Source organism: Sphingopyxis sp. CR5 (assembly GCF_059693785.1).
In genome coordinates this window covers 355,925-367,023 of the sequence record NZ_JCATIE010000004.1, presented here as the reverse complement: position 1 = coordinate 367,023, position 11,099 = coordinate 355,925, and the positions used below count along the sequence as shown (strand labels likewise).

The window sequence follows — 11,099 nt, the reverse complement described above, 5'->3', positions numbered from 1 at the left end:
CGGCCCGATCACTTCCCATTCTTCGTCTGTAACGCCAATCCGCTCGCCCAAGGCAGCCTCCAAAAGCCAGCCTTGAATCAAGGTCCGAGTCCACAGTCAAGCTTTGTCCACGAAGCCTAGCAAGAATGCCCAAATCCCGGATCGACTTCTGGGAGGAGAAACTTGAAGCCAATCGGGCCCGGGACCAGCGGAATGAAGCTGCTCTACGTGCCGCCGGCTGGGACGTGCGCATTATATGGGAGTGCGAGCTAGCTCTCGGCTCTGCCCTAGCTGACTTGGTCGAGCATTGTCGGACAACTCATGTTGCGGTCGATCGTCGGCCTTGCCGTCACGCTGCGGATCAATAATTGAGGCGGCGTTCAGTTCGTACCCGACGCGGGCTTTATCTTCTCCAACCTCTCCACGCGCGTATTCAGATCATTCGCCAGCGCGGCAGCGTCGGACAAATCGCCGATCACGGCGACACAGATGGAAGCCACAAGAGCAATAAGTGCGAGGAACAACCCGAAGACCCCAACCACCACAGTAAGTTTAGGGAGGCCGAAAATACGAGCGGCGACTTCATCTCCAAGCGAGTTGGTATCCAAGAAGCTGTTCGCAAAGCCCGTTGAGCGGTTGACCACGCGATCAATGTAGGCGTGACGGTCTTCAATAACTGGCTTAAAAATTGATGCTGGAGTGTGCTCAGCCACAAGGACGCGAAAGAACGGGCTCCCGCGTTGGAGTTTGACTGTGGTTCGGCTGAAATTCACCAGAGCGGTAGCCAAAGGGCCTTCAAAGCCGGGGTCAATGACCCCAACATTTAGCGCCAAGATCCCCTTGTGGGTTAAGGTTGTTTTGAGCGTCGCGAGGCCAGTGTGAGAGTTGCCGAACTTGAAGGTCTCCTTGGATACCACCCAGATTATTCCACGCGGCGGCAGCCGGTATGTGTCCCCTTCCAAGCATTGCCCATCAAGGATAAATTCGCCAATAGACGCGTCGTAAGTGGTGGAGCGACGAAGTTCGTCGTTCGCGGCGAAAACGATGCCCGCAGCTTCTATTTGCTCATTGTTTAGGATCATCTGTTGCCCCCTCGCCCTGACGCCAGCTTACACAAGACCGCATTGGGAACTCAAGCTGATCGCCACTTCCTGTCGATGGCTTATGGCGAACGGGCCAGTAGCGACGATCCAAAGGCAAAGCTTGTGCCTCAATCGGGCGTGGGCGTCGTGATCGTGAAAGACGGAATAGTGGTATCGCGTTCAGCAAACGTATTACCGCCCGCGCTGAAAACTGCTCATGTTGAAAATGAGCGAGGCGTCTCGGAAGCCGAGCGCTACCACTTCATTGAGCACGCTGAGCGAGCCGCGATAATGATGGCATTGAGCAAAGGCAAAAGCCTGGATGGCGCCACCCTATATTGTACTCGATTTGCATGCAGTGATTGTGCGCGCGCCATCATCTGGTCGGGAATCCAACGAGTAGTATTTGGATCGGGACTGGCCGAGGAAGTTCGCTGGCTTGAAGCCCAGCAGGCTGCAGAGGACATGCTTCGCCTCGCAAAGATCAAAGTCGAGGTGGTTGCGATTGACTAGTTTGCATAGCTGCCCTTGGCCTAAAGGGTAGAGAAGTCCTCCATATCAAATGCGCCCCGACCGATGGTCGAGGCGCACCGAAAATTAGCGGTTTTTAGGAACGATTACGCGCTCCTTCTCGGTCGTCTTGGGGTGACGCTCGGCGTAACGCTCGGTTACAAAACGACCATCATCAGAGTTGCGATAGACGGTTTTACGCGGTCCTTTTGGATTACTCATCATTATCTCCTGTCATTACAGTTGAACGATGAGACGCTGCATGGCTGAACCTTCGACGGTGGGCTGGTAAGCCCACCGTCGCCTTACTCGCGGTTAGACCGGAATAAGGATAGGCCACGCCTTCAGCCCGAAAGCCTTAGCGTAGAGCACCTTACCGGTGTGCGCACACTTCCGCCATGGGCGGAAGATGTAGCGATATCCCGGGGGCGCCGGCGGGAGGGTTCCCGTCGCCATACCACGTCTCCGAGGGGCGCTATTGCCTTGACAAGAAAACCCAATCCCGCTAGGTGCGGCGCTGCAAAACGTTCGATTCGGTGCTTGTGTTTGGCTTCCTCACCGGCAAGCCCCTGTGAGCCCGATGAGAAATGGAGGCCTGAGCCCTGCTCAGGTCTTTATTTTATCCGACAATTTTTCCTTTTCGGCGAAGATAGTCGATGCGGTTACTCGCGGCTTGATAGCTAACGCCGTGCCTTTCCATCACGTCGTGTTCACAATCAAAGCGCGTGAAAAATTTTGCGGGCATTAGCAACTCACTAGCAAACTGGTTCGCTTGTGGCTCGCTCAGACGATAGGCCGGGAGCTTTTGGTTTGGCATTGCCCTGGCCAATGGGATATTCGTGTGGATCGCCCAATGCGAAAGCTCATGGGCGGCGGTAAAACGATGGCGTCCTTCGCCTGCCCATGCGCCATAATATACGTCTTCTCGCAACCAGATGAAATTCCCATCAGGCTCGGTATAGCCTTCTGCCGGGCCCATTTCAGCTGCGTCCATTGGGATGAGCGTGAAGCAATTCAGCCGGTTGTCGAGAACCTTCTCCATCATTTCCATGATGGGCGTGTAAGGAGTGTCGTCGAGGCCAAACTTCGACCGCCAACCCTGAGCTACCTGCTCAATGTTATCCCAGCTACGCGCCGGAACGATGAAGTCCTGACCACTCATTCGTAACCCCTATTTCTTATTCAAAATCTCACGAATATCCTTCAGTTGATCCTCCGAAAGGTCGTTCATCCGACGAGCCAAAAGGCCTGCGGTATCCCGTCCGAGCATCGAGTTCGGTTCGATCGTAAAAGCTTTCCGTGCCCTGTCGGCAGCTTTCCGCAACCGTTCAGCAACATCCGCTGCTAAACCGTAGGACTTTATGACGGCTTCCTCGAAGCCACTCGGAGGTGTTTTTTTGCCAACCTCAACGGCCGACACAAACGCCGCCGACTTCTCCAAGCGTTCCGCCATGTCCAGAAGTCGCTCGTCCTGATCGATCCTGATTTTCCGAAGCTCCTTTCCTAGCTCTGTGATCATGGCTTCTCCTTTCTGCCCCCTGTATAAAAGCAGTATACCCGAAATTGGAGAATATGTCAACCTTTGATCTCATATAGTTCAACCTATCAGGTTGATCAAGGAAACGCAAGAGGTTGTCATAGGGGTCCCTAGCGCTAACGCGTGATCGCCGAGATCGTTGTCGGAGACCTCATCTCCTCAACTGGCAGTTGAACTCCCTGGGATGCCGGCGAACTGTTGGACGAGAACGCATTCAGAAGAGCTGCTTTTTGCTCACCACCGTTGAAACGCCACCGCCTTCCGAAATCGTGAGAGGGCGCGCATCATATGATATTCGCCCCCCTGTTCCCGGATGCCGATTTCGGCGGCAATTTCGCGGTAGGTCTGGCGGCGCAGCCGATGCATTAGGAAAATCCGCCGCGTGCGGCGGGGCATGGCGAGAAGCGCACGCCGTAAACCCCGTCGCAAATCCGATGCTTCCATGGCCAGCGTCTGTTCTGGGCCGGCTGGCGCATCGCGATCTTCACAAAAAGGGAACAACCCCGTTCCCTTGCGTTTTGCTTGGCGTGCGCGCTCGATCACGAGATTGTGAGCAGCGCGGAAGAGATAGGCGCGAGGATTTTCGACCCGTTCAAAAGCTCCGGTCCGTAACATCCGTGTGAACGCTTCCTGCGTGAGGTCGGAAGCTTCTTCGCGTCCAACGCGGCGCCTGAAAAAATGGAACAGCTGCCTGTTCTCGCAACGGTAGAATTCGTCAAACGACGCGAATGGACCGGGGGCGGTGGTCATGGCCGTCCCTCCCGATGATCGCCCAAGGAAAGCGGCGCATCCCGCGAAACGCGAAAGAGAGTAACGCCGGCCTCGATCCGATCGAGAATGAAAGTGTCGTGCTCGGCCTTGGCGGTGCGAATGTCGCACCTCGAATAGATTTCGACATCGACAGCGCAGCGATTGCCCAGTTCCCGGTCAATGGTCGCCCGCGCGCGCCGCCAACAACGCTCGTCGGTGAAAAGCGGATGATTGACGACGACCCAGAATTCATAATCGGAAAATTCGATCGTCCGGCTATCTTCATACCAAGATCGCCGGGCGTAGGGTCCGATCAGGATGATCCGCCTGATCCGTCCCGGCTCGGGCGCCGGAACCTCCGACGGGTCGAACAGGCCGCGCAATATGCGGGTGATGCGCTCGATTTCGCGCTGCTTGCGCCGGATGAGATGGCCGACGCGCGCCATCACGACTTCGCGCTCGTAAACGTCGGTTGTTAGGGGTGTCATTTGCAGCTCGCACCGCGGCGGTCCGCGCGATTGCGCGCGGATGGGCAAGCGGTGTTCGCTGTGGTGCCGCCGGAGCGGCTGTCAGCAACTGCCCGACACGCAGCCGGACCTACATGATGCCTGGCAGGGTAATCCCCGGAATGGCCGCCAGTCGTTCCATTCCGTGCCGACGATTATGCCAGAATCTAGGAATCCCGGCAAGCGGCACAGGCCCAGCGCCTATCGTCGCGCCGCAGCCTCAAGCTCGGCGATTTTGTCCGAGCATACCTGATGAACGACGCGGCCTAGTTCTTCGACGCGATCGGTAAGCCAGATCAGCTCCTCTTCGCTAATTTTGTAGTGCTTCGCGTAACGTGCCTTGGTGTAGGCTTCCTTCAGCTTCTGGAACTTTGCTCGCTCACGATGCGTGGCGTCTGGCCAGATGCCGTAGAGGCGACGGTCAAGCCCTTCGGCGAGTGATCGCAGGAACGCGATATTATGGTTGTACGGCGTGTAGAAGGTCAGGGTCAGCAATAGACATCCGTAAAGCCGTTCAGTCGCTTGGTGCAGTTGGAACGCAGATTCCTTGAGTCTGCCGCAGCTACGCGCATATTTCGAGGTATCGAGAAAACCGGCTGCGCTCGGCATCCATTCCTCAAAATATTCCCGCGCCGTTTCGAGCGCCTGTTCCGGTGTCTTGGGCTTAGGCGTGGCCAGTTCTCGGTCATCGGCTTCGTAGAGCGCGATCCCATCTTTCGCGACCTCCATGAAGAAGACACGACCGTGCGAGAGCCCGTCGTTCACCTCGTGCAGGCTGTGGACGATAAAATTGACCGGCGTGTGTAGAGTTTTTTCGATCGTGTAAGCGCGAATGAGACGTTCCTCGGCAGTCGCCCAATAGGCGGCGCGGTCGGTCATCTCTTTCTGGCTGACGACGACGAGGATGTCATAGTCGGATTTATACTGGTTCGCCGACAGCGGCGCATCGACCCAGTCGCCCCGCGCGTGGCTGCCGAACAGGATAATCTTGAGAATACGCGCACCCTTGCGCGGGCCGGTCGCATTTTCGGTCGCGCCCCGAAACTCCTCGAAGATCGTCTCGACGACGCGTTCAAGTTCGCGCTGCTTGGCGGCAGGTAGGTGATCGACGTCTGTTCGCATGCTCATGGAATCTTCGAGAAACTGTGGTGGTTTGGCAAGGACAATCGGGTAGCCGGTAGACCGCTCTTCCGAAGACCGATTTTCGGAGAGGCAGTTGGCAAGACTCTAAAACCCGGGCGGGCTCAGCAACCTGACCTCTAAGCATGGGCGAGGAAAATACATGGGCAGACCACCGAAACATGACCTCTCAACGTGGAATGTGGTCGACGATTTTCCCGATCCGATTCCAGTCACGGAGGTTGAGGTTGCCGTGTTCGAACGCTGGTTCGGCGACTTTTTCGACGAACTATTTGACTTGCCTGATCCGCCTTCGATCGCTCCCGAAACGATCGCACACGTAGAAGGAATGGATGCTGAGCCTCTGTGGTCTTGGCCCGACCTGCCATGAATTCGCGAGTAGGGATGAAATACTCTCGACCAGCGAACTGCCGACCGAGAGGTCAAAGCCCGAATGCGGCAAAAGATTTGGCTAATGCCGAACCCGCCGTTTTTTGAGCATCGGCCGCCGGCATCGCAGCATATGCGATTGCTGTCTGCACGGCGCCAGCGCGTTCATTGATTGCTGAAACCAGCTTCGCGCGATCGTTGGTGAAGATCGTCGCCGACTGCTTGGCGCGCGAAATGCCGACATAGAAGCTTTTTTGGTCCACGAGATTGGTCGCACGGCTGTCGGCGTGAATGATGACATGCTCGGCTGTCCGGCCCTGCGCCGCGAAGGCGGTGTCGACATAGCCGTGCGCGATATGCCGATCCCGCGCCACATCGAAGTGCAACGTCTGGACCTGCCCTCGCGAACCCCGCACGGTCGCGGTCTTGGCATCGACATCGACTGCAGTCACCTCCGCGCGTGCGCCATTGACGCGACCGGCCTCGCGGTCGTTGCGAGTAAACCGGATGCTGTCGCCTGTCCGCAATTCGAGGCGCTGTGCCTCAAACACCTGCACCTTACCAGCGCCCCATTGGCGAAGCCGCCAATCCACTTCGCGCCCATCCTCCGACCGCAGCGCAACCGACGCCTTGGCCGGATTGACGGCTTCCACGACGAACGCCTCGCCACGCGCGACGCCTTTGTCGGCATAATCCTGCGCGAAGCGGACGACATCACCCTTGTCATAGCTCAGCGGGTCGCGCGCTTCGGCACGCGTCAGCCCCTTGTTGACGAGACTTTCGACGGCGAGCACCGGTCCCCTGAGCGCGCCCGCTTGGGCGAGCGCCTGACGAATATCAGCGGTCAAGGCATCGCGGCCTTCGCGCGAAGGCTCGATGACCAGCGTTCGGGCACGGCTCGCCCTGTCGAGACCAGCATAGCTCTCGGCGATCGCGGCGAAGCGCTCGCCACGGTCGGCCCCCTCGATGATTGCGCCGCCACCGCGATCGAGAGCCACGAGCGCCTTCTTCGCGTCGCCCCCGATCGACGCCAGCACCGCGTCCTTGGTCGCGCTATTCGTCTGTCGGACAATCTCGCCAAGCGTGGCAGTTTCCATGCCTGCGGTCTGAAGTTGCGCGAACGCCGCGCCTGCCTCGACCGACCCTAGCTGTTTCACGTCTCCGACAAGGACGATACGGGCATCATGCTTTTCGGCCAGCTCGAACAGCCGGGCCGTATCGCGAGCCGAAAGCAGCGAAGCCTCATCGACGATCCACGCGGCGGGCTGCCTGGGTCCGGAATGCTCAGGCGACAGCAGATGGCGCGCGACCGTGTCGCCGCGTGTCCCCAGCGCCTCGCCGAGCACCATCGCCGCCGATGCCGTTGGCGCGAGCGCGACGACCGATACCCCGCGCGCCTCCGCCTCACGAGCAAAGGTCGCCAGCACCGTGGTCGTTTTGGCGGTGCCGGCATAGCCCTGCACCGCTGTGATCCGGTTACGGCTGGTGAGAAGCTGCTCGGTCGCGGCGCGCTGATCGGCATTCCAGGCAAAGCCGTGACGTTCGGCCTGCCGCGAGGCGACCGCGACCGCCTTCGCCGCAGAAAGCGGCGAGGCGATCGGCGCGAGCGCATCGCGCCCTTGCGCTTCGATGCGAAGCAGCGTCTTCTCGGCGGCGATATTCTGGCTGGTCGTGAACCCGGCGAACTCGGCGCCGCGCCGGTCGAGGAATGCGCGGTCGACCAGTTCGCCCTCTTTTGTCGCCCGCCCGATCGCGTCGCTAATCTCGGCATAGCCAACCTTTCCCAATCCAACTCGCCCCGCTTCTTCGTGGAGCGCCGCGACCGAGAACACCGACTGCCGCTCGCCAAGCTTGTCGGCGGCATGGGAGACGGCGCGATCGGCGATGGAGGGCTCGGGAAGGTGAGTACCGCTCGCTGCTTTGCCTTCAGCCTCGCGCACCATCGCCAGCCGAGCCTCGGCATCGAACCCAGCCCGGTCGGCGGCCTCGCGCCAGCCGGCGACAAGCGCGCCATGATCGGCCGCCACCTTCGCCTGCCGCGTATCGAGCGCGGCGACCTGCTTTTCGGCGGCACTGGCTTCTTCGCGCGAAGTCCCGCGTTCCCCCAGCGCCGCCTCGATCTCGGCGCTGCGGGTGCTGAACGCCGCCATCGCGTCCTCCGAGACGCCCTTGATCTCGAACATCGACTCTTTGCCTGGTGCGATCTCATAGCCGAGCTCCCGAACCTGCACGGCCAGCTCCTGCCGGTAGATGGCGCCGATCTGCTTCTGGAGCTGATAGATAGCGCGCGGCTCCAGACTGCGCCAGCTTCCATCCTCACCCTGCGTCGCGTTCATGATGACATTATGGGTATGAAGCTGCGGATCTTGGGCGCGGCTCGTCCCATGCTGGAAGCTGGCGACGACGAGATTGCCGGTGGCTTCGCGGGTCACGCTGCCGCCATGCCGAACGCGGGTCGCGGCCATATGCGCCTCAACATGCGCGAGCGCGGTCTTCACCGCCTGGCTATGTGCAGCGATCAAGCGCCGATCGCCCGCGACTTCGGCCATGATCGACACCGACTTGGGCGCACTCAGTGTCACATCCCAGCCTGGGCGATGCTCAAGCTGACCGTCACGCACCGTGCCAAGCTGCCCACCCGCGACCTTGCCGTCGAGCAGCTCGCGGAAGGCGTCGCGATCGACGTCGCCCGACAGCCCAAGCTCCTCGGCACCCTTGCCATACCATTCGGACGGCGACAGCCCGCCTTCAGCATAATAGTCGTCAGCCTCATAATAGCTGCTCGCCTGCGCCGAGCTGGTCAGTGCGGATACCGACGCGACCATCAGATCGGCCCACCATCGTCTGCGGGCGGGGGGGACGGCGGCTTCTTCTTTATTTTCGGCTTTTCAGCCGACGGAGGAGCAGCGGGGGTCGCATCCTCGGCCTTCTCCAGCGCAGGCGCTTCCATCGGCCGGTGCCAGAGGGTCGTATCCGGGTTCGCAGCGACAAAGGCTGGCTGGCGCGGCTCGCCCCGCTTGTCGATATGATCGGCGGTAAGCGCGATGCGTGCAACGGGGAGCCCATCGGGGAACAGCAAATAGCCCTCATAGCGTGCGAGGCGAAGTTCGCTTTCGAACACGGCGGGCCGAGTCTTGCGCTGGCGGCCGAGTGTCATCCGCGGCTTGTCGTCGCCATCGCCAAGCGCGCCGGTCATGGTCTGAACCTCGACCTCGCACGTGCCGATCGTGTCGCTCGCCCAGCGCCGGGACTCGCCGTCGCCCATCTGGAGGAAGAGCTTGGTGTTGCAGCAACCGAGCATGGATTCGGCAAGGTCGTCACCATAGCGGTGCCGCATCTGCCCGACGCCCTGAAAGGTCAGCACGACCGCCGCCCCGAACTTGCGACCCTCGGGCAGCAACCGCGTCAAATTGTCGACGCGGGGCAAGTCGGCAAGCTCGTCGAGCAGGAACCACACGCGCCGGTCGGATGACGGAGCAAGGCCCAACATGGCGCTCGCGGCGCATTCGAGCCAGCAGGCGAGCAAGGGCTTCAGTGCCGCAAATTGTTCTTCCTTTCGCGGCACGAAGATCCAGGGCTTGGCGCCCTTCGTTTCGTCGAGGCCGGCGATGAACTCCCGGAACGAGAAGACCTTCTCGCCTTCCTCGGGCATCCGAAGGAACTGGATCAGGTTCGCGGCCTTCGCGAGCATGAAGAGCACGCTGCCGGTGGCCCGGTCGGCGTCGTCGGAGAAGGTGCGCGCCGACGACGTATCCTTGAGCCAGGTCTTGAGTTCTTCCTTACCCAGCGTCTTCAGTGCCGCGTGCAGATCGAACAGCGTGCATCTTTCCTCTCTCCAAAGTTCGCGGATCATGTTGGCGACGAGGATGCGGCTCGTTTCCAGCCAGACATCCTTGTCCTTGTCACTGGTCTCCGTAACGAGCTGTTGCGCGATGCGATCGGCATCGGCGGGGTGGGCGATCTCGGCGAAGGGCGACCAATAGACGCAGCGGGCATCGAACGGATTGAGGATGATGTCGCCGCATTCGGGCCGGAAGTAATGGGCGATGAACTCGCCGCTGGTGTCATAGACCAGCGCGGCTTCGCCGCGCGCCGCGATCCCGTCGAGCATCTGGCGCAGCACCGTCGTCTTGCCGCTTCCCGTCGTTCCGACCATCGCCATGTGCCGGGTTTCGAGGCGGCGGGGAAAGGGGACGGGACCGATCGCCAGCGGCTGCGAACCGGCTTCGGCTCGCGCCAGCTTCACAAGCTCCTTCTCGCTCGTCACCTTGGTGCCGTCGATCACGCGATCCCGGAGCGTGCGTTCGCGCCGGCGCGCCGCGACATCGCGGAGCAGGAATAGGCCGGACAGCCACGCGACAAACCCCAGCATGGCGCCGCGCAAGACGAACGACTTGGCGATGCTCGCCCGGCGGACAAAATAGGGATCGGTCGCGACGGTGCGAGCGGGGTTCAGATAGTCCCTCCCCTCATAACGGATCACTATCCCGGGATCGCCGCCGTTGCCTGCAAACCATGACAGCATCTTCGCATGGTAATGCGTGCCCGTGTCCCGAAGGATGCTCGGGTCGAGCATCAGATAGGGCGCGGCCAAACCGCCGAGCGCGATCGACGAGACCATGATCGCAAGCTGTCGTTTGAACCGCCGCGTCTGGCTGTAACGAAGGTGACGCCGCAGCGTCTCGGCATGCAGCCGCAGATCGTGAGGCTCGCTCATGGCCGTTCCCCCGCTGTCGCCCGTTGCCGGTCATAGGCCCGATTGGTCTCGGCGGTGATGACCTCGTCGGTCTTGCCGCCGTCCATCGCGGCGCTGCGGGCATAGCAATAGGCGGCGCAGGCTGTGTGCAAGGTGCGGTCGAGCAGGCGTTCAACATCGGCGAGGCGCATGCTCATCGACGCCACCTCCGCGACCAGTTCGCGGTCGTCTGCGCTGTTGACTATGGGATTTACCTGCCCGTCGATCCCCGTCTTCACGCAGCGGCGAAGCATCGCGTAAACCGTCTTGCCCTGCCGGTCGGCGAGCGCGCGAAGCGCCGTGTCGAGCGCTGCGGGCAGGCGAATAGAATGTTGGACGGTCTTCATCGCGCCGCCTCCCTGAGAGTGCGGATCGCACCCTCGAATTTTGGCAGAATAGCGTTGCTTCGGCGAAGCAACGGCGAAGCGCACTCGGATCGCACCCTCGAAAAGTGGCGGAAAAGCTGGATGCACCCGTGCGTGAGGTGTGTA

At 60.6% G+C, this 11,099-nt stretch carries 12 protein-coding genes; 2 read left to right on the top strand and 10 right to left on the bottom strand.

The genetic code is table 11. From position 1 onward, the window contains the following. Window positions 1-359: 359 nt before the first annotated feature. Window positions 360-1,061, bottom strand: coding sequence for a dCTP deaminase domain-containing protein (locus tag AC58D2_RS08670; RefSeq protein ID WP_497389297.1), 702 nt, complete (start codon window positions 1,059-1,061; stop codon window positions 360-362). A gap of 75 nt (window positions 1,062-1,136) precedes the next feature. Between AC58D2_RS08670 and AC58D2_RS08665 the strand changes: the two genes are divergently transcribed. Next, window positions 1,137-1,574: a deoxycytidylate deaminase gene (locus AC58D2_RS08665; RefSeq protein ID WP_497389295.1), complete on the top strand. Its 438-nt coding sequence runs from the start codon at window positions 1,137-1,139 to the stop codon at window positions 1,572-1,574. Window positions 1,575-1,658: 84 nt separating this feature from the next. Here the strand turns inward: AC58D2_RS08665 and AC58D2_RS08660 are convergent, their stop codons facing one another. The 6 genes from AC58D2_RS08660 to AC58D2_RS08635 all read right to left on the bottom strand — a co-directional run bounded on the left by AC58D2_RS08660 (window position 1,659) and on the right by AC58D2_RS08635 (window position 5,486). Further along, window positions 1,659-1,793 carry a hypothetical protein gene (locus tag AC58D2_RS08660; RefSeq protein WP_497389293.1) on the bottom strand — a complete coding sequence of 45 codons (135 nt, stop codon included), beginning with the start codon at window positions 1,791-1,793 and terminating at the stop codon, window positions 1,659-1,661. Between the two features lie 397 nt (window positions 1,794-2,190). Further along, window positions 2,191-2,733 (bottom strand): ImmA/IrrE family metallo-endopeptidase, encoded by a 543-nt coding sequence (locus AC58D2_RS08655; RefSeq protein ID WP_497389291.1) that lies wholly within the window; start codon window positions 2,731-2,733, stop codon window positions 2,191-2,193. A 9-nt stretch (window positions 2,734-2,742) separates the two neighbouring features. Beyond that, the gene (locus AC58D2_RS08650) at window positions 2,743-3,090 is read right to left on the bottom strand and encodes a hypothetical protein (protein ID WP_497389289.1); all 348 of its coding nucleotides are present in this window, start codon (window positions 3,088-3,090) and stop codon (window positions 2,743-2,745) included. A gap of 252 nt (window positions 3,091-3,342) precedes the next feature. Then, the gene (locus AC58D2_RS08645) at window positions 3,343-3,858 is read right to left on the bottom strand and encodes an RNA polymerase sigma factor (RefSeq protein ID WP_497389287.1); all 516 of its coding nucleotides are present in this window, start codon (window positions 3,856-3,858) and stop codon (window positions 3,343-3,345) included. Then, complete coding sequence (locus AC58D2_RS08640) at window positions 3,855-4,346, bottom strand: hypothetical protein (protein WP_497389285.1); 492 nt, start codon at window positions 4,344-4,346, stop codon at window positions 3,855-3,857. The genes AC58D2_RS08645 and AC58D2_RS08640 overlap by 4 nt, the downstream gene beginning before the upstream one ends. 219 nt (window positions 4,347-4,565) lie before the next feature. Then, on the bottom strand, window positions 4,566-5,486 hold the full coding sequence (locus AC58D2_RS08635) for a nucleotidyltransferase and HEPN domain-containing protein (protein ID WP_497389283.1): 921 nt from the start codon (window positions 5,484-5,486) through the stop codon (window positions 4,566-4,568). A gap of 160 nt (window positions 5,487-5,646) precedes the next feature. Between AC58D2_RS08635 and AC58D2_RS08630 the strand changes: the two genes are divergently transcribed. After that, complete coding sequence (locus tag AC58D2_RS08630) at window positions 5,647-5,874, top strand: hypothetical protein (protein ID WP_497389281.1); 228 nt, start codon at window positions 5,647-5,649, stop codon at window positions 5,872-5,874. A gap of 52 nt (window positions 5,875-5,926) precedes the next feature. On the opposite strand, the gene mobF is transcribed toward AC58D2_RS08630, so the two are convergent. Genes mobF through AC58D2_RS08615 form a run of 3 tightly spaced genes read right to left on the bottom strand, consistent with a single transcriptional unit; the run spans window position 5,927 to window position 10,955 of the window. Continuing rightward, window positions 5,927-8,698 (bottom strand): MobF family relaxase, encoded by a 2,772-nt coding sequence (gene mobF / locus AC58D2_RS08625; protein WP_497389279.1) that lies wholly within the window; start codon window positions 8,696-8,698, stop codon window positions 5,927-5,929. Beyond that, the gene (locus AC58D2_RS08620; protein WP_497389277.1) at window positions 8,698-10,590 is read right to left on the bottom strand and encodes a type IV secretion system DNA-binding domain-containing protein; all 1,893 of its coding nucleotides are present in this window, start codon (window positions 10,588-10,590) and stop codon (window positions 8,698-8,700) included. The genes mobF and AC58D2_RS08620 overlap by 1 nt, the downstream gene beginning before the upstream one ends. Continuing rightward, window positions 10,587-10,955, bottom strand: a complete 369-nt coding sequence (locus AC58D2_RS08615; protein ID WP_497389275.1) for a hypothetical protein — start codon at window positions 10,953-10,955, stop codon at window positions 10,587-10,589. Before AC58D2_RS08615 ends, AC58D2_RS08620 begins: the two co-directional genes overlap by 4 nt. Window positions 10,956-11,099: the final 144 nt, after the last annotated feature.